Origin of the sequence: Streptomyces sp. NPDC093544, assembly GCF_040683495.1 — a bacterium.
In the GTDB taxonomy this organism is placed as follows: Bacteria; Actinomycetota; Actinomycetes; order Streptomycetales; family Streptomycetaceae; genus Streptomyces.
The window spans coordinates 82,590-103,621 of sequence record NZ_JBFBEA010000031.1 but is presented as its reverse complement, the minus strand read 5'-3'; the positions used below and the strand labels follow the sequence as shown (position 1 = coordinate 103,621).

The window sequence follows — 21,032 nt, the reverse complement described above, 5'->3', positions numbered from 1 at the left end:
CATGGGGCGGGGTGCGTGGAGTTGGATTGTTCCGGACAGGCTGTGGGAGACGCGAGGCCGCTGATCCCGCCGCCGAGGGTGCGGCCACAGGGCGGCGGAACGCAGGACCCGCCTGATGAGACGCTGTTCGCGGCCATCATCTACGTCCTGGTCAGCGGCTGCGCCTGGCGGCCCTTGCCACCGTGCTTCGGCATATCCAAGTCGGCCGCGCACCGCCGGTTTCTCATCTGGTCGAGAGCGGGTGCGACGTCATCAACCCGCGTAACCGGATCACCGTCGTCCTCGGTCTGGGGTGTGGTCTCCGTCAGGGCGAGGGGTTCGGATTGAGCCCGGAGGACATCGACTACGCGCGAGGCGTGCTCCATGTCCGCCGCCAAGTCCAGGCGATCAAGGGGAAGCTGTACTTCACCCGGCCGAAGGGGAAGAAGACCCGTGTCGTCGGCATGCCCTCCTCGGTTGCCGAGGAGCTGAAGCAACACGTCGAGGCGTTCCCGCCGGTGGAAGTGGAGCTTCCGTAGGGGAAGCTGGAGGGGCAGGCAAGGAATTTCTCGCTGCTGCTCACCACACGATTCGGCAACGCCATCGCGGTGAACACGTGGAGCACCTACACCTGGAAGCCCGTGCTGGCAGAGGTCGGCATCATCCCGCCGCATGCCAAGGGAGCGAAACACTGGCAGTGGGCGGCGGCTCCGAAGGACGGCTTCCACGTACTTCGCCGCACCTATGCCTCGCTCATGCTGGAGGCCGGAGAGTCCGTCGTGACCTTGGCTCGGTGGCTCGGGCACTCCTCGCCCGCGATCACCCTTGGTTACTATGCTCACTTCATGCCGGAGGCCGGAAGCAAGGGTCGAACCGCCATTGACGGACTGCTCGGGAAGGGGGGAGAGCCGCATGCCGGTCGAAACTCCCCAGATTCTCCCCAGGGCCGTTGACGGGCGATTCCCGCTGCGGCGCCTCCCCGGCAGCGTTCGTGGATTTCAAGGCTAAAAAGACAGGCGGCCTGGGGAAATGCTAAAAGAGGTCACCGCGACCCGCTACATCACGCCCCTGCGTGAGGGCGGCTCGTTGCCCGGGCTCGTCGAGGCCGACGACCTCGGGACGTACGTCATGAAGTTCACCGGCGCCGGGCAGGGACGTAAGACGCTCGTCGCGGAGGTCGTGTGCGGTGAACTCGCCCGCCGGCTGGGCCTGCGTGTGCCCGGGCTCGTGACGATCGGCCTCGACCCGGTCCTGGGGCTCGGCGAACCGGACCAGGAGGTTCAGGCCCTGCTGAAGTCGAGCGGCGGGCTGAACCTCGGGATGGACTTCCTCTCCCGCGCGATCGGCTTCGACTCCCTCGCTCACCGGGTCAGCCCCGAGGAGGCCGGGCGGGTCGTCTGGTTCGACGCGCTGGTCAACAACGTCGACCGCTCCTGGCGCAACCCCAACATGCTGGTGTGGCACGGCGACCTGTGGCTCATCGACCATGGCGCCACGATGATCTGGCACCACAACTGGCCCGGCGCCCAGGCCTCCGTCGCCAAGCCGTACGACGCCACCGACCACGCGCTCGCGCCCTTCGGGCCGGACATCGCCTCCGCCGCCGCGGAGCTGGCGCCGCTGGTCACGGAGGAGCTGCTCGCCGAGGTGACCGCCGAGATCCCGGACGAGTGGCTCGACGGCGAGCCCGGGTTCGCCACGACGGACGCCCTGAGACGGGCATACGCCGAACCACTGCTCGCGCGCGCCGCCTCCATCCATGAGCGCATCAAGGGCATCGACGACATCGAGCGCGTCGACGGCGTCGATGACACTGCCGGCACCAAGGGGACCAAGTGAGCGAGCGGGACGTCTTCGAGTACGCGCTGCTGCGGGTGGTTCCCCGGGTCGAGCGCGGTGAGTGCTTCAACGCGGGCGTGCTGGTGTACTGCCGCGCCAAGTCCTTCGTCGCCGCCCGCACGCATCTGGACGAGACGAAGCTGCGGGCGCTGGATCCGGAGGCGGACGTGGCGGGCGTACAGGCCGCGCTGCGCGCTGTCGAGGGGGTCTGCGCGGGAGGGGAAGCGGCAGGTCAGGCGGCGCACGACGATGCCGGGCGGCGTTTTCGGTGGCTGATCGCGCCCCGTTCCACGGTCGTCCAGCCGGGGCCCGTACACACGGGGCTCACCGCGGATCCGGAGTCCGAGGCGGAGCGGCTGCTCGCGTTGCTGGTCAGGTAATGGATCACACGCGCGCGGTGTGCCGTTGACACCGGGTGCCAGGGCTTCTAGCGTCACGTCTGCTGAAGGTACTAAGCGGTTGCTCACCGGACGGGCGTACCGTGTGAGCAGCAGGGCAATTCAGGCCGCAGGGCTTTTCAAGGGCGAGGAGAACCAGCAATGTCCACCACTGAGCAGCGCGTCGCCGTAGTCACCGGTGCCGCGCGCGGCATCGGTGCCGCGACCGCCGTACGACTGGCCGCCGAGGGCCGCGCCGTCGCGGTGATCGACCTCGACGAGGCCGCGTGCAAGGACACCGTCGAGAAGATCACCGCTGCCGGTGGCAGGGCCATCGCGGTCGGCTGCGACGTCTCCGACGAGGCCCAGGTCGAGGCGGCCGTCGCGCGGATCGCCGAGGAGCTCGGTGCGCCGACGATCCTGGTGAACAACGCGGGTGTGCTCCGCGACAACCTGCTGTTCAAGATGAGCACGTCCGACTGGGACACGGTCATGAACGTGCACCTGCGCGGCGCCTTCCTGATGGCGAAGGCCGTTCAGAAGCACATGGTGGACGCGAAGTTCGGCCGGATCGTCAACCTGTCCTCGTCCTCCGCGCTCGGCAACCGGGGCCAGGTCAACTACTCCGCCGCCAAGGCCGGTCTGCAGGGGTTCACCAAGACGCTCGCCTTCGAGCTCGGCAAGTTCGGCGTCACCGCGAACGCCGTGGCGCCCGGCTTCATCGTCACCGACATGACCGCCGCGACGGCCGCCCGCATCGGTATGGGCTTCGAGGACTTCCAGGCCGCCGCCGCGACCCAGATCCCCGTGCAGCGCGTCGGCAACCCGGACGACATCGCCAACGCGATCGCCTTCTTCACGGGCGAGGCGGCCGGATTCGTCTCCGGCCAGGTGCTGTACGTCGCCGGCGGACCGCTCAACTGAAGCCGGGGGACACGGACATGACCACACTCGCCGAGCTCTCGGGCAAGGTCGCGCTGATCACCGGCGCGAGCCGCGGCATCGGCTACGGAGTTGCCGAGGCCCTGATCGCCCGCGGTGACCGGCTCTGCATCACCGGCCGCAACGAGGACGCCCTCAAGGAAGCCGTCGAGGCACTCGGTGCCGACCGCGTCATCGGCGTCGCGGGCAAGGCCCACGACGAGGCCCACCAGGCCGTCGCCGTCGAGCGCACCATGGAGGCCTTCGGCCGCGTCGACTACCTGGTCAACAACGCCGGTACGAACCCGGTGTTCGGCCCCATCGCCGACCTCGACCTCAACGTGGCACGCAAGGTCTTCGAGACCAACGTCGTCTCGGCTCTTGGCTTCGCCCAGCGGACCTGGCACGCCTGGCAGAAGGACAACGGCGGAGCGATCGTCAACATCGCCTCCCTCGCGGGCATTTCCGCCTCGCCGTTCATCGGCGCGTACGGCATCAGCAAGGCCGCCATGGTCAATCTGACCCTGCAACTGGCGCACGAGTTCGCGCCCAAGGTGCGGGTCAACTCGATCGCGCCCGCCGTCGTCAAGACCAAGTTCGCGCAGGCTCTGTACGAGGGCCGCGAGGAGGAGGTGGTCGCGGCGTACCCGCTCGGCCGGCTCGGTGTCCCCGCGGACATCGGCGGCGCCGCCGCGTTCCTCACCTCGCAGCAGTCGGACTGGATCACCGGCCAGACACTGGTGATCGACGGCGGCATCTTCCTGAACGCCGGAGTGGGATGACGTCAGCGTCGGGGGCGCCGCGCCTTGACACGAAGGGCGCCCCTGTCGACGTACGGATCGCGCCAGTGTCGACGTTCGGAATCGCCCCCTGCTGCGACATGCAAGTTGACAGAAATCGCACCCGCGTCAACGCATCACGGACGCACAGAAGCATGACAACGTAGTCACATACATGCTGATCAAGTGCCCTGCCGGGAACGTGGTTCCCCCGGCGGGGCACTGCGGTATGGTCTGCCGTCGTCCCTTGGTACGGCAGATCGAGGAGCGAGCGCGTGTTCAACCGGAATCGGAACCGATCGCTGCGGCAGCTGGCGACGCTCACGGCGATATCCGTGGTGGCCGGGTGCGGCGTCCTCTCCTCGGGTGCGTCCGAGGACGAGGGGCCGATCGTCGTGGGCACCACCAGCGCTCCGAGCACGCTGGATCCGGCGGCGTCCTGGGACGGCTCCTGGGAGCTGTTCCGCAACATCTACCAGACGCTGCTGAGCTATCCCAATGGCGCGGTCGAGCCCGCGCCCGACGCGGCCGAGTGCAAGTTCACCGACACGTCGAATCGCACGTACCGCTGTCGGCTGCGCGCGGGAATGAAGTTCTCCGACGGGGACACACTCGACGCGCTCGCCGTCAAGTACTCGATCGACCGGATCAGGAAGATCGCTGTCGTCGGCGGCCCCGCGGGCCTGCTGGGCAGCCTCGACCGAGTCCAGGCGCTGAGCGACCGTGAGGTCGTCTTCCACCTCAACAAATCCGACGCGACCTTCCCGTTCGTCCTGGCCACGCCCGCCATGTCGATCGTCGATCCCGAGGACTACCCCGCCGACGCCCTGCGCAACGGCGACCAGGTCACCGGCTCCGGGCCCTACACGCTGCGGTCCTACGAAGAGGGCAAGCAGGCGGAACTCGTCACGAACGACCGCTACAAAGGCTTCGCCGACCGCAAGAACGACGCGGTGACCATCCGCTACTTCCAGGACTCGGCCCAGATGGTCGCCGCTCTCCGCGACAAGGACATCGACGTCACCTTCCGCGGCCTCGCCGCCTCGGACATCGTCTCCCTCCGGGGGCAGGACCCTGACAAGGGCATCCAGCTCATCGAGGGTGCGGGCACCGAGATCAGCTACCTGGTGTTCAACCCGAAGGACCGGTGGGCCGCAATACCGGCCGTCCGCAAGGCCGTTGCCCAGATCGTCGACCGGCCGGCGATCGCGAACAAGATCTACAAGGACACCGTCGAGCCGCTGTACTCCATGGTCCCCAAGGGGCTGGTCGGCCACACGGTGGGCTTTTTCGACGACTACGGGTCACCCAGTTCGTCCAAGGCCCGGCAGTTCCTCCTGGAGGCGGGCATCACCGAGCGCGTCCCGCTCACCTTCTGGTACACGACCGACCGCTACGGCTCCGAGACCGCCCCCGAGTTCCGAGAGCTCAAGAGCCAGCTGGAGGACTCCGGCCTGTTCAAGGTCACCCTCAAGAGCCGCCCCTGGAAGACGTATGAAGCGGGCTACCGCAAGGGCGAGTACCCGGTGTTCGGGCGAGGCTGGTTCCCCGACTTCCCGGACGCCGAGAACTTCATCGCGCCCTTCGTGGGCGAGGAGAACGCGCTCGGTACGCCCTATCCGGCCCCGCACATCACCAACAACCTGCTTCCCGAGTCACGGCGCGAGACCGACCGCGGAGCCGTCGTCAAGGAGTTCGAGGAGGCCCAGCAGATCCTCGTGGACGACGCCCGGCTGCTGCCGCTGTGGCAGGGCAAGCAGTATGTGGCCGCCAGTGAGGACATCTCGGGTGGCGAGGTCGCCCTCGACCCGTCGACGATCATGACGATGTGGGAGCTGTACCGGAAGACCAGCTGGTAGCGCCGGGGTTCGGACCCGGTTGTCAGTGGGCGGCGGTAGGTTCTGTGGTCTGGAAGTGACCGCACATCGGAGGAAGTTGACGTGACCGATATCGCCATGCTGCCCGAGTCCTGGCGCGACGTCCTGGGCGACGAGTTGCAGGAGCCCTACTTCAAGGAACTCACCGAGTTCGTCGAGGAGGAGCGCGCGAAGGGCCCCGTCTACCCCCCGCGGGAGGAGGTCTTCGCCGCGCTCGACGCGACGCCGTACGAGCGGGTGAAGGTGCTGATCCTCGGTCAGGACCCGTACCACGGCGAGGGCCAGGGGCACGGTCTGTGCTTCTCCGTCCGCCCGGGTGTGAAGACCCCGCCCTCACTCCGCAACATCTACAAGGAGATGAAGGAGGAGCTGGGCACCCCGATCCCGGACAACGGCTATCTGCTGCCGTGGGCCGAGCAGGGCGTACTGCTGCTCAACGCGGTGCTCACCGTGCGCGCCGGAGAGGCCAACTCGCACAAGGGCAAGGGCTGGGAGAAGTTCACGGACGCGGTCATCCGCGCCGTCGCCGACCGGGCCGACCCGGCGGTCTTCGTCCTGTGGGGCAACTACGCGCAGAAGAAGCTCCCGCTCATCGACGAGGAGCGGCATGTGGTGGTGAAGGGGGCGCACCCCTCGCCGCTGTCCGCGAAGAAGTGGTTCGGCTCGCGTCCGTTCACGCAGATCGACGAGGCCGTGGCCGCCCAGGGCCACGAGGCGATCGACTGGCGGATTCCGGACCTCGGCTGACGGGTGCCCGCTAGGGGGTGTCGTTCGGATCACCCCGGGTCCGCGACGCCTGGCACGGCACCTCGCCGCGTTGTCGCATCACTCGGGTACGTCCAGTACGCGGGTGATGCTCCGCCTTGCGATGCACCGCACCATGCGCCGCGGCCTGATCCGAGGTGATCCGAACGACACCCCCTAGGGGCACCGCTGGGCCAGGACCGTCACCGGCCTGGCCCAGCGGAGTACGGGGGCGCCTGAGCGTGATTGTCAGTGGCTGCCGTTAGCGTCGTTGGCATCGTGAGGATCAGTGACGAGCCTGTGGAGGACGCGGTGGCGGAGCAACAGGAGCAGGCGGCGCCGGATGCCATGATGACCCGGATCGGACAGGCCGTCATGCTGCACCACGGCGGTGACCGCGAGGAGGCCCGGGGCCGGTTCCTGGACCTGTGGGCGCAGATCGGCGAGGACGGCGACCCCCTGCACCGCTGCACGCTGGCGCACTACATGGCCGACACGCAGGACGACCCGTCGGATGAACTCGCCTGGGACCTACGGGCGTTGTCGGCGGCCGAGGAGCTCACCGACGGGAGGATCGCCGAGCACCACGAGTCGCTCGCGGTGCGCGCGTTCTATCCGTCCCTGCATCTGAACCTCGCCGCCGACTATGTGAAGCTCGGCCGCACCGAGGCCGCCCGCACCCATCTGCGCCGGGCGCGCGGTGCGGTCGGCGCCCTCGGGGAGGACAGCTACGGGGACGGTGTCCGGGCGGCGATCGGCCGGCTGGAGGCGCGGCTCGACGGGGACGGGACTTCGGGGTCGGGGGAGGGGCCCGGGTCATTGGGCGGCCCCGGTCCCTCGGGCGGACCCGGAGGAGAGACGCTGGGGCCGCCGAGACGGCGTACCTGATCGAGGGACTGCGGGGTGCGTGGGCGGGGGCTGACGGGGGGCTTACCGTACGCGGATGCCAGGCCGGACGGGCACCGGCGCGGTAGGCGCCGGTTCCGTCAGTGGCCGTATGCCCTCTTACAGATGACAGCCTCCGGGCTGTCCGCCGACCAGCCGCCGTACTTCTTGCCGAGGGCACAGACGTCCGTGGTCGTCGGGATATCCGGGACAACGGGCGGGACGGTGATGCGTGGCTCCGGGCGTGGTGGTTCGGGACGCGGGGCGGTGCGGGGCCGGCGTGGAGTGGCCGGTGGGGCCGCGGCGGGCGGCGGAGGGGCAGCCGCCCTGCGCGGTGCGGGCGCGCTGGGGGAGGGTTTTCGGGACGGACCGATGAGCTCCAGCGCCTCCCGCGCCGGTGCCTGCACGATCTGCGGCTCGGCCTGGCCGTCCGGACGTGGCACGGACGGGCCGGACGGTGCGGGCGGAAGGCCGGAAGAGGGGGGCCGCTGGACGGTCACACAGCCGGAGAGGGCGGTGACGGCCACGGTGACCAGGAGCGTCGCGGTCGTGGTTGATCGATGCACCCGCGCAACTCTGCTGTGTCGGGCCCTCTTTGGGGAGCGGACAAGCGGAGGATGCCCCGCACGGGTGATCCTTCCGCTCCTCCGGAGGGCACCGGAATCCGTGAGGTGACCCGGCGGCCCTGAGGCGTCCGACCCAACAGCCGTATGCTTCGCGACGAGGCCCGGCGAGGTCAGAGACCCGGAAAGTACCCCAAAACCCGCAACGCACTCCTTGAGGAGACCCCTGTGAAGGTCGGCTGCATCGGACTCGGTGACATCGCGCAGAAGGCATATCTGCCGGTGCTGAGCGTGCAGCCGGGCGTCGAGCTGCATGTGCAGACACGCACGCCCGCGACGCTCACCAGGGTCGCCGACGGCCTCCATCTTCCGCGGGAGCAGCGCCACACCGACCTGGCGGCGCTGCTGGCCCAGGATCTCGACGCCGCGTTCGTGCACGCGGCCACCGTGGCGCACCCCGAGATCGTCACGCGCCTGCTGGAGGCCGGCGTACCGACGTACGTCGACAAGCCCCTCGCGTACGAACTCGCCGACTCGGAGCGGCTGGTGCGGCTCGCGGAGGAGCGGAACGTCAGTCTGGCGGTGGGCTTCAACCGGCGTCACGCGCCCGGGTACACGCAGTGCGCCGACCACCCGCGGGAGCTGATCCTGATGCAGAAGAACCGCGTCGGGCTGCCGGAGCGGACCCGCACCATGATCCTCGACGACTTCATCCATGTCGTCGACACGCTGCGGTTCCTGGCGCCGGGGCCCATCGACGACGTGACCGTACGCGCCCGTGTCGAGGGCGGACTGCTGCACCACGTCGTACTGCAGCTCGCCGGGGACGGCTTCACTGCGCTCGGCGTGATGAACCGGCTGAGCGGTTCGGCGGAGGAGATCCTCGAGGTCTCGGGGCAGGACACCAAGCGGCAGGTGCTCAACCTCGCCGAGGTGATCGACCACAAGGGACAGCCGACCGTGCGGCGGAGCGGGGACTGGGTACCGGTGGCCAGGCAGCGCGGTATCGAGCAGGTGGTGCTCGCCTTCCTGGACTCCGTGCGCGCGGGCAAGGTGCTCAGTGCCCGGGACGCGCTGGCGACTCATGAGCTGTGCGAGCAAGTGGTACGTGCGGTGGAGGAGCGAGCCGCCGTAGCCTGACCGCGCGTGTGCCCTCCGTCGCGCACAAGGCCGCCAGCACCAGCAGGGCCGCGTGCACGGGCCAGTCGCCGAACCGGACGTACGGCGTGACACCCCGGGCCAGCGGCACCTCGTACACCATCGTCGTGCTCGCGTCGGTGCCGAGCCAGGAGCCGACGCGCTCGCCGCTCGGGCCGTAGACGGCGGAGACGCCGGTCAGTGTCGCGTGCACCATCGAGCGGCCGGTCTCGGCGGCCCGCAGCGCGGCGAGCGAGGCGTGCTGCTCGGGCGCCCAGCTGTGCTGGAAGCTCGATGTCGAGGACTGCGCGAGGAGTACCTCGGCGCCGTCCTGGGCGAGATGGCGGCTCATGTCGGGGAACGCCGACTCGAAGCAGACCATCGGGCCGACCCGCAGCCCGTGCCCGACGTTCATCACCACCTGCTCGGTGCCCTGCCTGCGGTCCTCGCCCGCCGCCTTGCCCACGGACGTCGCCCAGCCGAGGACGCTGCGCGCGGGAACGTACTCGCCGAAGGGGACCAGCCGCATCTTGTCGTACCGGTCGCCGGTCGGGCCCTGGGGGCCCACCAGGACCGAGCTCTTGTAGATGCCGGGCCGGTCGGAGCGGCGCGCGTCGACGTTCACCAGGATGTCGGCGTCCGTGAGCCGGGACAGCGCGGCGATCCGGTTCGCCAGGTCGGGCCGATCGGCGAGGTCGAAGCCGACGCTGCTCTCGCCCCAGACGACCAGGTCGAGGTCCTGTCCGGCGAGCGTGCGGGTGAGCGCCTCCTCGCGCGCGAAGCGCTTCTCGATACTGTCCAGGCCGTTGACGACTCCGGGTTGTACGACGGCGATCCGGACCGCGCCGTCCGCGTCGGGGCGCGGCGACCACGCCCAGGCCGCCGAGGTCGCGGCGGCGGTGGCGACCAGGCCGGCCACGGCGGGTATTCGGGCCCCGCGAACCGAGACGAGTACGGCGACGGCGACGTTGACCGTCACCACCAGGAAGCTGAGCAGCCACACCCCGCCGACCGAGGCGAGCCGCAGCGCCGGCCCCACCTGCCACTGACTCGACCCGAGCAGACCCCAGGGGCCGCCCAACCCCTGCCAGGACCGGACGAGTTCGACCATCAGCCAGCCGGACGGCAGTACCACGAGCGCCGCCGCGACCTGCCCGGGCGACGGCGTACCGCCGAGGAGCCGCCGTACGAGCCAGCCCCAGGGGGCCCACAGCACGCCGAGCAGCGCGGCTATGACCACTGTGAACACATGCAGGCTCGGCAGCAGCCAGTGGTGCACGGCCAGCATGAAACCGAGGCCGCCGAGCCAGCCGTCGTACGCGGCCCGTTTTGCCGTCGGGGCCGCGCGGACCAGCAGGATCCAGGGCACCAGGGCGACGTACGCGAACCACCACAAGGAAGGGGCGGGGAAGGCGAACACGGGCAGCGCGCCGGCCGCCACGGCGAGGATGCCACGTCGCCAGGGAGAAGCGAGCCGGCGCTCGGGCCTGTTCATACGGCGCCTCCCCTCCCCGGTGCGTGGCTCCAGTGTGCGCGTTGGGGACGATCTCCGACAGGGGGTGTCGGCTCGGGGTGCGACTGTTCTCGGTCAGGGCGCTCGGTGGCGGCTGCTCTTGGTCGGGAGGCGCGGGTGGCGGCTGCTCTCGGCGGGGACGCCGAGGCGACGGCCGTTCAGCGTTGTTGAGGGGTGTCAGAACGGTCAGGTGGTGGCTACGGGCTCCTGACGTGCCTGCGAGGTGCGGCGCCACTTCTCCTGGACGACCACCTCGCGCAGCCGCCAGCCGTCGTACGTACGCACCAGTGCGAAGGCGTAGCGGCCGCCGCAGACGAAGTCGGGCGCGGTGGAACCGTTGTCGTCTGCCGCGAACTTCATCGGGTTGATGTAGTCCGCCTGGATCCGGGCTGTGTCGCCGGTGTCCTGCTCCAGCAGCTCGAACCGGACGCGCCGGTTGACGATCAGATGCTGGCGCATCGGGAACAGTTCCATGCTCTGGGAGAGCCATCCCGCGACTTGGCCGGCGTCTCCCTCGATTCCGCCGGCGGAGCGGTAGTCGGCGCGTCCGTCCGGCGCGAACAGCCCCCGGTACCCCTCCCAGTCGCCGTCGTCCACTGCCACCGCGTACTCGGTGACGAGTCCATCCACGGCAAACCGGTCCATCACGGTCGCGAGCTCCACACGCTGCGTCATTGGATCAGTGTTGGCTACGGAGCGTTCCACGCCAAGGGGCAAAGCGGTGATATTCACCAGTCATCGGTTTCGGCGGCCGATCGGCCTTGCGCGCGGAGGGGTTGGCGCTGTTGGACGTTTCCTATACTGACCGGATGATCACCGTACCGATCAGCGCGCTCGAAGTGGCCATGGTCCAAACGGGCGCGGGAGCGGCAGACACACTGCGAGACACCACCGAGTTCGCCCGACGCCTTGAGGAACTCGGCTATCTGCGCCTCTGGTACGCCGAGCATCACCACTCACCGGCCATCGGAGCGTTCCCGCCCGTCGTCCTGACCGCCCACGCGGCCGCGTTGACGTCGTCCATCCGTCTCGGCTCCGGGGGCGTTCTCGCTCCGAACCACGCCCCGATCATGCTGGCCGAGCAGTTCGGCACGCTGGCCGCACTGCACGGGGGCCGGATCGACCTGGGTATCGGCCGTGGACCGGGCACCTTCGACGACTCCACGGCGCGGGCTCTGCGCCGTGGGGCCGGTCCGACAACGGACGACGAGTACCGCGACGACGTGTCGGCTACTCTGCGTTTCCTGGTGGACGAGGTCGCGCTCGACCCGCTCCCGGAGCCGTGGCTGCTGTCATCGAGCACGGCCGGTGCCGCGCTCGCCGCGGAACTCGGACTGCCGATCGCCTTCGCCCATCACATTCGGCCGGACAACACCCTGGCCGCGCTGAACCACTACCGCGAGCATTTCTCCCCGTCACGCTGGTGCGAGCGCCCGCGCGTGCTGATCTGCGTGGAAACGGTGTGCGCCGAGACGGAGGAGGAGGCTGCCCGGCTCGCCGGCCCGATGGTTGTCCTCAAGGCCGCACTCCTCAAGGGACGGGGCGACTTCGCCTTCCCCACGCCCGAAGAGGCCGCGACCCACTCGTTCACCGAAGAAGAGGCGCAGGCGCTGACGAGCTTCCGTGCCCAACAGGCATACGGCTCACCCGACACCGTGGCGAAGCACCTGGCGGACCTCGTCGACGTGACCGGCGCGGACGAACTCATGCTGGTGACGCCCGTCTACGCTTTGGCCGACCGATTGAGGTCGTACGAACTCGTCAGACGGCACGTCATGATGCCGACGGCGTCATAGCCACGGACAGGTACGTGCGTGCCGGCGCCCCGAACTGTTCGTCAGACGTCTGGACTCGGGCTGAGCTACTCGACATCGATGCCGTAGTCCTGAACGAGTTCCTCCAGGCCGCTTGCGTAGCCCTTGCCGCCGAGGACGAACTCCCAGTCTCCGTTCGGCCTTCGGCGGAAGGATCCGAGTACCAAGGCGGTTTCGAGCGGTCGGCCGTCGGAGACCTCGAGCTGTCCCAGCTCGGACATCTCCGGATCGAGGAGCCGGATGCAGGCATCGGTGAAGCCGGAAAGATCGGCGTCCGGGTTGACCTCCGGGTCGATGGCCGCGACCAGTACGAACCGATCGGCCTCCGTCGGTAGCCCGTCGAAGGAAACGCAGATCGCGGCCTTGTCGGGCACCGTCGCGGGAAGGGCACGTACTGAACCGTCGGGTGTCTGTGGGTTGTTGAAGAAGACGAAGTGATCGTCACTGAGGACGCGGTTGCCGTGGCAGACGAGCGCGCACACATCCAGGGCGACGCTTCCGGTCCACGACATGCCCAGGACGTTGTAGTCGTCGGGCAGCCGAGTGGGTGGGTTCGACGGGGTCGGCCGCGGTGCGGATGGCCGGCCACCCTCACCCAGTCGCCCGCGCAGCCCGTGCCGATGCAGCAGGTCGACGAGCTCGCTGCCCGAGATGAGTTCCAGCGGCTTGCCGTTGGCGAAGGTGTGCGAGCCGGGGCCGAACCCTGACGTCGTCACAAGGACGCCCTTGTTGGCGCCCGCGTCCTGCACAGTTCCGTACAAGTCGCGTACGGAGGTTGGCGGGACCGTGTTGCGGTAGCGCTTCACCTGAACGACGATCTTGCCGCCTCGGATCGGCGTCGGATCCAGCGCGTCGACGTCCACTCCGCCGTCGTTGGAGCGTTGGGTCGTCACCGCCTGCATTCCCATGGCTCGGAAGAGATCGGCGACGAGGTCCTCGAATGCGACCGGATCCATGTCGTACAGGTCCGGTTCCTCATCGCTGCCGTGGGCGACAACGCGGTTTCCGACGTCTTGTGGCCGCCGACTCGGCCGTACCGGGGTGAGTTGGTCCGGCCGGGCCGAGAGCTGCCCGCGCAGCCCGTCGGCCAGGCAACTACCCGCGTCCACCTGTGCCAGGTGCAGGTCACGGAACGAAGAACGCGAAGCCATGACGGTTGCGAGGAACATCTGGCCCGGTCGGCCCGTCGTAGGGTCATGTCCCTCCACGAACCCGTTCAACGCCACCGACTCGAGCGCACCCTGCTCATCCGCGGCGAAGAGCTCGTTCAGCACGAGCAGCATGCACTGGGCGAGAACCTCCCCGTACAAGGCTCGGCGCTGGCCCACCGGACGGGGGGTCTCCTTGTCCTGATCCACCCCGGACATGTACCGAACGGACTTGACCTCAGGGACGATGCTGTAGGCGGGCAACTCCCAATCCAGTACCAACTGTCGGGCCGCCGGATCGTAGGCCGCCGCAATCTGCCGCGGGAATCCTTCGGGCCACGCCGTGGAGGCGTAGAGAGCGGCGGAGAAGTACTCGACAACGGAATCGGGATCCCGGCGCCTTACGCCTTCGGTGGTCGCGACGACGCCGGCGTTGTGGGCACGCACCTCCGCCAGCTGGGCATCGGCCCACTGGCGGTACTCCCGCTCGTACGAAGCCAGTTGTTGCTGTCGGTGAGCCTCCGCCGTCTGGGCGGCATGCCAGTCCCGCTCGAAGCGTGCCCGTCCTTCGGCCTGTGCCTGGGCCCGGCGACTCGCGGTCCAACCGCTCTGCGTCTGGTACTGATTGAAATCCGGCATGGGTACGGGATGCGCCAACGGTCCTGGAGCGAAGGGCTGGACCTCTTCGCGTCGCATGAGCGAGGAAGCCCGGAAAGCCGGGGCGTGACAACCCGAGGCGAGAAGGCCTTGCAGTGACGCGACCTGTGCGTCGAGTTCCTCCGTGCGGCGCAGTGCATCTGCCTGCCGGTACTCGCGGCGGCTCTGGGCGGCTCGTCGCTGGTAGGCCCGCGCCTGCTGAGCTTCCTGTCTCCGCTGTCTGGCTTCGGCTTCCAACTGGCGCTGCTGCTGCCGTTGCACCTCAGCCCACACGCCGACATAACCAGTAGAGCGACGACTCATTTGCTGCAGGCCCTCCCCAGGACGTTGGCAGCCGAAAGGCACCTTGGTTGTCCCCACAACCAGCTGTGACAAGACGACTCTATCCAGCAACTGCGGTCGCGCATATCCATTCGTCAAAGGCCGGCGGCCTGAGCCAACCTCGCAGGTCAAGTGACTGGAGAGTAGCCAAGGTTGTACCGGCGTCAGTTCGTGTAGTCGACCTTGGACCAGTCGACACCTTCCCCCGCGTACCAGTTGATGCCGGTCACGTTCTTGCGCGTGCCCACCTGGAAGCCGGGCTGCGCGATCCACAGCCAAGGGGCGTCGTTCGCGATGATCCTGGCACAGCGCTTGTGCTCCTCGACCCGCTGGTCCCAACCGAGTTGAGGGAGCCCAGCCTCGGCCAGGCAGGCGTCGGCCTTTGCGCTGCTGTATCCGCCCCAGTTGTTGGAGCTCTTCGACTGGTAGAAGACTCCGAGCGCGTAGGCGGGGTCCGGCGAATCGGCCCCGAAGCTCTGGAAGAACATCGGCCGCTCGCCACCGAACAACGCGTGCGTATACGTCGAGGGCGGCAGCGCTTCGAGTTCGAGTGTCACTCCGACGTCTCCGAAAGCGCTCCGGAGCTCGGCACCGACAGGCTCTCCGAGCGGCTCCGCGGTGCTGTAGGCCAACGTCGTCCTGAACCCCTTCGCGTGGCCTGCCTCCCGCAGCAGTTCGCGTGCCCGCTCGGGGTCGTAGGTGTACGGGTGGAAGTAGGGGTCGAATCCGGCCGCGTGGTCCGAGATGGGGCCGTGGGCCGCTCCTGCGTACCCTCGGTAGACCTTGTCGATGATCCGCTGATACGGCGTCGCGTAGGACAGGGCCTGTCGGACCCGGATGTCGTCAAGCGGTGGGTACTTCGGGTTCATGGGGCTCGAGTGAATGACATAGCCCTGGAAGTTCCAGAGGTGCATGTCCTTGCTGTTCTCCAGCGTTTGCATGTCCGCGGGCGACAGGTACTGAGCAACCTGGGCTTCTCCGGTCATCAGCGCGTCGAGTCGGTCGGACGACTTCGGCACCTGCTTGAACGTGATCTGGTCGATCTCGGGAGGGAAGGGATGCTCTTTGTGGGCCACCCAGACCACATGGCGCCCAGGGCTGAGCTCGGCGAGTTTGAACGGACCGAAGCCCACGTCGTGGCTTTTCAGCCAGCGCTTCGCCCAGGGATCGCCTGACGTCGCATGGCTTTTCGCCAGCTTGGAGTCCACCATCGCGCGCCAGAACTCGCTCATGGTGAGAAGCAGGTCAGGGCCGGGCTCCGCCAGCTCGATACGGACCGTGTGACGGTCGAGGACCTTCACATCCTCCGGGCGCTCGATGGTGGCGAGGGTGTTGTAGAAGCTCGTGATGCCGTCGACCGCGAAGCTCCGGTCGAAGGTCCACTTCACGTCGTCGGCCGTGAACTCGTTCCCTGCGTGACTCGGCCAGTCCTTTCGGAGCGAGAACGTGTAGGTTCTCCCGCCGTTGGTGACCTCCCAGCCCTCGGCCATGCGTGGCTCGGTGATGTCCTGGTAGTCACCGGCCTGCCACGCGAGGTCGAAGCCGTCCGGCTCGCCGGGAGCGGCGATGCTCTTCCAACGGGTCAGCCGGTCGTTCAAGTTGAAGACGTGGTCGTACACTTCCTTGCCGAACACAAGTTCCCAGTCAAGGCTGGGAGGGGTCGTTGCCGCCGCGACGACCAACTGCTTGGACGGCGTGGCTCGGCTGCCGCAGCCCGCGATCAACGATCCTGCGATCGGCATCCCTACCACCGCCGCCGCAGACTCCAGGAACGACCTCCGGGTCACCGCACGGCGGAAACCGCCGGTGGGCGGGCCATTGCGCTGGTCCGTCATCGAACCTCCTCGCCCGGGCACTGAGGACGATGCCCATCCGGACGGGAGAGGGTCCGGCGCGTTACGCACCGCCCGGCGAAGCCGGTTGATCTCCGACGGCACCTCCGGTTCGGGAGAACCGCCGAGACGGCCGAATCCTCGCTCTGGGGCCCCCTCTTGACCGATTCCGTCAAGCTAGCGCACCGTGCACCGACGGCCAAGAACGCGTCTTCCACAGGCAACGGCGAAGGAGGAAACGTGTTTCGTACCCGAGGGGATTGGAGCATGCGGCCTCGGCAGATTTTGACCGTGGCGTTGGTCCTGGGGTTGACCGTTGCCGGCTTCCTCGGTGCTCGCATGCTGGGCGAGCGAGACGCGCAACGTGACTCCGAGCACCGCGCCGAACTCGCGGCAGCGCAGATTCGCGAGCGCGTCGAGCAGGGCTCCTCCCTGGCCGAGAGTCTCCGCCGGTTCATGGGGAGCGCCGCAGGGACCGAGATCGCAAGCGGGGAGTTCGAAAGCAACGCATCCAGATGGCTCGGGCCGGCCGGTTTCCCCACTGCCGCATGGGTGGAGCAGGTACCCACTGCGCGTCGTACCGAATACGAGCGCCGTATCGGCTCTCCCATCGTCACACGCGACCGGCGACTCAGGGTCGTGCCCGTCGGACCGCGTTCCTCGTATCTGCCGGCGACCTTCGTTTCCGGCACCCCTCCCATGACGGTGCCCGGGATCGATCTCGGCAGCGAACCGGGCGTGGCCGCGGCGGTGACTCGTGCGAGTGGGCTCTATGAGGCAAGCGCAACTCCTCTGGCGACCCTACGAGATGGCACGAACGGGCTCTTTCTCATCAGGTCCGCTCCGCGCTTCACCAAGGGAGGCGTCGAACCGGGGTTCGTGATGTTGTTCGTATCCGAACTCACCTTGCGCAGAGCGGCCACAGACACGGTGCCGCTCCAACTCACCGTCGGCGGCAACTCTGTTGGAGATCTCGGTGGCGCGGCGGCCGTGCACAGCACGTTCACGATCGCAGGAGAGCGATTCGACGTCGCTGTGCCGCAGGAGTCGGTGCACGGGGCCGGTGCGGTCCTGCCCTGGAACATCCTGGCGGCCGGCCTGGTCCTCGCGGCCCTCGCCGGGGTGCTGGGGGTCAATGCGGCGCGGCGAGCCAGGGCGCAGGACGAGCTCGACCGCATCTTCCATCTCTCTTCGGACCTGATCGCCGTCGCCGATTTCGAGGGAAATGCCACGCGTGTCAATCCGGCCGTCGAACAGATTCTCGGCTACACGGCGGAGGAGTTCCTGGCGCGGCCGTATCTCGAGATCGTTCATCCGCAGGACCGTGAGGAGACTGCCGCGCAGGTGGCCGCGATCTGCCAAGGGGGGAAGGTCACGTCGTTCGAGAACCGTTACGTTCGCAAGGACGGCTCGTACAGAGTGCTGGAGTGGAGGTCGACCCCTGTTCTCAATGAGAGGACCATCTTCGGGGTGGCACGCGACGTGACAGAACGTCGGCGGGCCGAGAGCGAGTTGAGACGGCTTGCGGGTGAGCAGGCGGCGCTGCGGCGCGTGGCGACCCTAGTCGCCAGGGGCGTGCCGCCGGTGAAGGTCTTCGCGGCTGTCGCCGAGGAGGGGGAGCGGCTCCTCGACGCCGAGGCCACCACGATCGGGAGGCTCGAGCCTGACGGGACGATGGCCATCGTCGCCAGCAGAGGGACCGCGCTTGACGTACTGCCGGTGGGCAGTCGTTTGAAACTCGAGTCGGGGTTGGCATTGACCATGGTGGTGCGAACCGGCCGGCCGGCTCGCGTCGACGACTTCAGCCGCGCGTCAGAATTCGTCAAGCGCAGAGCGCAACGGTTGGGGATTCGCTGTTCCGTGGCGGTTCCGATTGTGGTCGGAGGCACTCTCTGGGGGGCGATTGCCGCCGCGACGAGCCGCGAACAGTTTCCGGCCGACGCCGAGCAGCGCATGACCGACTTCACGGAGCTACTCGCGACCGCGATCGCGAACGCGGACAGCCGTGCCGAGCTTGCCGCCTCGCGCAGACGGATCGTCGCGGCGTCCGACGCGGCTCGCCGCCGGATCGAGCGAGACCTCCACGACGGCACGCAGCAGCAGTTGGTCTCGCTCGTACTGGATGTGCGCGCCGAGGAGGCGAACGCTCCTCCCGAGAGGCACGATCTTCGAGCCTCGCTGTCCCGATTCGCGACGGGACTGGCCGCCGCGATCGACGACCTCCAGGAGATCTCGCGTGGGATCCACCCCGCGATCCTTTCCGCGGGCGGTGTCGGTCCGGCCTTGCGTACGCTCGCGCGCCGTTCGGCGATTCCCGTCGAGCTCGATGTCACGACGAAAGCGCGGCTCCCTGAGCCGATCGAGGTTGCGGCGTACTTCGTCGCGTCGGAGGCGTTGGCGAATGCGACGAAGCATGCGCGAGCGTCGCACATAGAGGTTTCGCTCGCGCTGCGCGACGGTGGCCTACTGCTGTCGATTCGCGACGACGGTGTCGGCGGAGCGGATTCCAGCCGGGGTTCGGGCCTCGTCGGCTTGCAAGATCGAGTCGAGGCGCTCGACGGGACGATCAGGATCGACAGCCCGGACGGTGGCGGAACATCGCTCGTCGTCACGCTTCCGTTCGACACCGAGCCGCCGAGGACGGAAACAGGCGGCAGGACCGAGCAGCGGTGAGGTGATGGGGGACGGGGGCGCACCGGCCCGGCTGATCGTGAGCATCTACGGTGTGACACCGCTCGCAACGGAGATCCACAGCCTCGTACTTGTGGGGAACTCGACTGCGGGGCGGTGATGCTGCCAGTTGAGAGGCCGTACATCTCGGCGAGGACATGCTGGCGCATCTGCGATCGTAGAGCGATCCATTCGCGCTGCTGGAAGACTGTTATGTCACGTCCTGTCACTGTTATCACCGGCGGCAGCCGGGGGATCGGTGCCGCGACCTGTACGCGCCTCGCGGCGGACGGGCACGACATCGCGCTCGGGTACGTCAGTGACGGCGCCGCCGCCGAATGGACCGCCGCCGCTGTCCGGGCCGCCGGGGCACGCTGCGTCACGGTCCGCGGCGATACCTCCGACGAAGCCGACGTGGAGCGGCTGTTCGACACGGCGGCGGACCGGCTGGGACCGGTGACGGGTCTGGTGAACAACGCCGGGGTGACCGGCCCGCTCGGCAGGCTCGCGGACGCCGACCCCGCCGATCTGCGGCGGGTGGTGGAGGTCAACCTCCTGGGCACGCTGTTGTGTTCGCGGCGGGCGGCCCGTTCGATGGCGGCCTGGGGAAGCGGCGTCATCGTGAACGTCTCCTCGGCGGCCGCAACGCTCGGCAGCCCGGGGGAGTTCGTCCACTACGCGGCGAGCAAGGCGGCCGTCGACGCCCTGACGATCGGCCTCGCCAAGGAGCTCGGCCCCGACGGCATCCGCGTCAACGCGGTCGCGCCGGGAATGATCGACACCGAGATGCATGCGGCGATGGGCGATCCGGGCCGTGCCGAGCGCACCGGGTCCGCGGTTCCGCTCCGCCGGGCCGGCCAGGCCGGGGAAATCGCCGCCGCCATCGCCTGGTTGATGTCTCCTGACGCTTCGTACACGACGGGGGCTGTGCTGCGGGTTGCTGGCGGACGGTGACGTACGGGGCGGTCCGGCTCGGCTTGTTCGAGCGCCGCCGCCGTTACCCCCGGAGCGTCATCGCGCCGCCACTTGCGCAGCGTCATCGCGCCGTCGCCGTCGCCGTCGCGCGGCCGCGCACTTGGGTCCACGCGAGCGCTAACGGGAGCGCGCGCCGAGGCGAGGCGGGCCCACTCGGCCCCTGCCCCCAAGCCGCCCCGGTTATCGGACCCCGCCCCAGGCAGCCCGGGTGATCGGACTCCGGTCTCAGGCCGCCTCGATGATCTCGCCGCGTATCGCCTTGGCCCACTCCACGACCAACAGCTCGTACTCCGCTCGCTCCTGAGCTGAGAGGGAGCCGCCCGCGCGCATCCACAGCGCGCGAATCTGTTCGTTCACCGCGGCGGCGGACCGCACGGAACCAGAGTGCACGAAATTCGGGGACATGCCTGCAAGCCTAGGGGCAAGGACTGACAGTGCGCTACCAGACGGCTACTCAGGACGTATGTGGTTGGTCACGGCCGCCGCGTCGACTGTCGCTCGGCCCAGGTGCGGGACCAGTCCAGCAGGGGGCCCATCGAGCTCACCAACTCGTCGCCGAGCGGGGTGAGATGCCAGGTGGAGTGGGCGGTCGACGCGGTGATGCCGGCCTCGCGGAGTTCCGTCAGGCGGGTGGACAGGACGCTGGAGGACATACCGTCGCAGCGGCGCTGCAGGTCGCGGAAGCCGGTCGGGGCGCCGCCACGGTGGAGTTCCCAGATGACGCGCAGCATCCAGCGCCTGCCGAGGAGGTCCAATGCCGCCATGACGGGGCGGCCACTCGTCGAGCCACGCACTGGCCGGCCGGGTACCGGGGTGTTGGGAGCCAGGCTGTTGGGCGCCGAGGTGTCGGGTGCCGGGGTGCCCGGTGGTGAGACGCCGGGTGATGAGGTCTCGGCGGCGGACTGGTCCGGCTCGGGTCGTGTGCTCAAGTGAGTACCTCTCGTGGGGACTTGCTCACTTCTCACCCTTGCGCTTCGATTTCAGAAGCGCAAGGGTGCAGG

General features: G+C 68.6%; 20 protein-coding genes and 1 pseudogene. 14 read left to right on the top strand and 7 right to left on the bottom strand.

The features are described from left to right. Position 1 precedes the first annotated feature (1 nt). The 10 genes and pseudogenes from AB0N66_RS35770 to AB0N66_RS35725 all read left to right on the top strand — a co-directional run. Positions 2-243, top strand: a pseudogene (locus AB0N66_RS35770) (transposase); the annotation flags it as partial. Next, positions 183-518: a hypothetical protein gene (locus tag AB0N66_RS35765; protein ID WP_365442959.1), complete on the top strand. Its 336-nt coding sequence runs from the start codon at positions 183-185 to the stop codon at positions 516-518. The pseudogene AB0N66_RS35770 and the gene AB0N66_RS35765, both read left to right, overlap by 61 nt. Positions 519-587: 69 nt before the next feature. Continuing rightward, entirely contained in the window at positions 588-932 is a 345-nt protein-coding gene (locus AB0N66_RS35760) for a tyrosine-type recombinase/integrase (protein ID WP_365442949.1), read from the top strand. 76 nt (positions 933-1,008) lie between these two features. Beyond that, positions 1,009-1,818 carry a HipA family kinase gene (locus tag AB0N66_RS35755; protein WP_365442947.1) on the top strand — a complete coding sequence of 270 codons (810 nt, stop codon included), beginning with the start codon at positions 1,009-1,011 and terminating at the stop codon, positions 1,816-1,818. Beyond that, positions 1,815-2,198, top strand: coding sequence for a DUF3037 domain-containing protein (locus tag AB0N66_RS35750; RefSeq protein WP_365442945.1), 384 nt, complete (start codon positions 1,815-1,817; stop codon positions 2,196-2,198). The genes AB0N66_RS35755 and AB0N66_RS35750 overlap by 4 nt, the downstream gene beginning before the upstream one ends. Positions 2,199-2,357: 159 nt before the next feature. Then, positions 2,358-3,119 (top strand): 3-oxoacyl-ACP reductase FabG, encoded by a 762-nt coding sequence (fabG, locus tag AB0N66_RS35745; RefSeq protein WP_365442943.1) that lies wholly within the window; start codon positions 2,358-2,360, stop codon positions 3,117-3,119. Positions 3,120-3,136: 17 nt separating this feature from the next. Beyond that, positions 3,137-3,898: an SDR family oxidoreductase gene (locus AB0N66_RS35740; RefSeq protein WP_365442941.1), complete on the top strand. Its 762-nt coding sequence runs from the start codon at positions 3,137-3,139 to the stop codon at positions 3,896-3,898. Positions 3,899-4,170: 272 nt separating this feature from the next. Beyond that, on the top strand, positions 4,171-5,754 hold the full coding sequence (locus tag AB0N66_RS35735) for an ABC transporter substrate-binding protein (protein WP_365442939.1): 1,584 nt from the start codon (positions 4,171-4,173) through the stop codon (positions 5,752-5,754). 81 nt (positions 5,755-5,835) lie between these two features. Continuing rightward, on the top strand, positions 5,836-6,519 hold the full coding sequence (gene ung / locus AB0N66_RS35730) for a uracil-DNA glycosylase (protein ID WP_365442937.1): 684 nt from the start codon (positions 5,836-5,838) through the stop codon (positions 6,517-6,519). Between the two features lie 309 nt (positions 6,520-6,828). Then, positions 6,829-7,404: a hypothetical protein gene (locus tag AB0N66_RS35725; RefSeq protein WP_365442957.1), complete on the top strand. Its 576-nt coding sequence runs from the start codon at positions 6,829-6,831 to the stop codon at positions 7,402-7,404. 98 nt (positions 7,405-7,502) lie between these two features. On the opposite strand, the gene AB0N66_RS35720 is transcribed toward AB0N66_RS35725, so the two are convergent. Beyond that, the gene (locus tag AB0N66_RS35720) at positions 7,503-7,967 is read right to left on the bottom strand and encodes a hypothetical protein (protein WP_365442935.1); all 465 of its coding nucleotides are present in this window, start codon (positions 7,965-7,967) and stop codon (positions 7,503-7,505) included. 225 nt (positions 7,968-8,192) lie between these two features. On the opposite strand from AB0N66_RS35720, the gene AB0N66_RS35715 reads away from it, so the two are divergent. Further along, on the top strand, positions 8,193-9,104 hold the full coding sequence (locus AB0N66_RS35715; RefSeq protein ID WP_365442933.1) for a Gfo/Idh/MocA family oxidoreductase: 912 nt from the start codon (positions 8,193-8,195) through the stop codon (positions 9,102-9,104). On the opposite strand, the gene lnt is transcribed toward AB0N66_RS35715, so the two are convergent. Both lnt and AB0N66_RS35705 read right to left on the bottom strand, forming a co-directional pair. Further along, a complete protein-coding gene (lnt, locus tag AB0N66_RS35710) occupies positions 9,022-10,596 on the bottom strand; it encodes an apolipoprotein N-acyltransferase (RefSeq protein WP_365442931.1) in 1,575 nt (524 codons plus the stop codon). The two genes, AB0N66_RS35715 and lnt, sit on opposite strands and share 83 nt — an antisense overlap. Positions 10,597-10,800: 204 nt before the next feature. Further along, positions 10,801-11,289, bottom strand: coding sequence for a nuclear transport factor 2 family protein (locus AB0N66_RS35705; protein ID WP_365442929.1), 489 nt, complete (start codon positions 11,287-11,289; stop codon positions 10,801-10,803). Positions 11,290-11,423: 134 nt separating this feature from the next. Here AB0N66_RS35705 and AB0N66_RS35700 point away from each other — a divergent pair, with 134 nt between their 5' ends. Beyond that, the gene (locus AB0N66_RS35700; protein ID WP_365442927.1) at positions 11,424-12,410 is read left to right on the top strand and encodes an LLM class flavin-dependent oxidoreductase; all 987 of its coding nucleotides are present in this window, start codon (positions 11,424-11,426) and stop codon (positions 12,408-12,410) included. Positions 12,411-12,475: 65 nt separating this feature from the next. Here AB0N66_RS35700 and AB0N66_RS35695 read toward each other — a convergent pair whose 3' ends face one another. Together AB0N66_RS35695 and AB0N66_RS35690 are read right to left on the bottom strand one after the other, a co-directional pair. Further along, entirely contained in the window at positions 12,476-14,536 is a 2,061-nt protein-coding gene (locus AB0N66_RS35695) for a restriction endonuclease (RefSeq protein ID WP_365442925.1), read from the bottom strand. A 182-nt stretch (positions 14,537-14,718) separates the two neighbouring features. Next, complete coding sequence (locus AB0N66_RS35690) at positions 14,719-16,389, bottom strand: ABC transporter substrate-binding protein (protein WP_365442923.1); 1,671 nt, start codon at positions 16,387-16,389, stop codon at positions 14,719-14,721. A 288-nt stretch (positions 16,390-16,677) separates the two neighbouring features. Between AB0N66_RS35690 and AB0N66_RS35685 the strand changes: the two genes are divergently transcribed. Then, positions 16,678-19,059 carry a PAS domain S-box protein gene (locus tag AB0N66_RS35685; RefSeq protein WP_365442921.1) on the top strand — a complete coding sequence of 794 codons (2,382 nt, stop codon included), beginning with the start codon at positions 16,678-16,680 and terminating at the stop codon, positions 19,057-19,059. Between the two features lie 210 nt (positions 19,060-19,269). Next, complete coding sequence (locus AB0N66_RS35680; RefSeq protein ID WP_365442919.1) at positions 19,270-20,010, top strand: SDR family oxidoreductase; 741 nt, start codon at positions 19,270-19,272, stop codon at positions 20,008-20,010. A 246-nt stretch (positions 20,011-20,256) separates the two neighbouring features. Here the strand turns inward: AB0N66_RS35680 and AB0N66_RS35675 are convergent, their stop codons facing one another. Beyond that, positions 20,257-20,436, bottom strand: coding sequence for a hypothetical protein (locus tag AB0N66_RS35675; RefSeq protein WP_365442917.1), 180 nt, complete (start codon positions 20,434-20,436; stop codon positions 20,257-20,259). Positions 20,437-20,504: 68 nt separating this feature from the next. After that, positions 20,505-20,960, bottom strand: a complete 456-nt coding sequence (locus AB0N66_RS35670; RefSeq protein ID WP_365442915.1) for a helix-turn-helix domain-containing protein — start codon at positions 20,958-20,960, stop codon at positions 20,505-20,507. Positions 20,961-21,032: the final 72 nt, after the last annotated feature.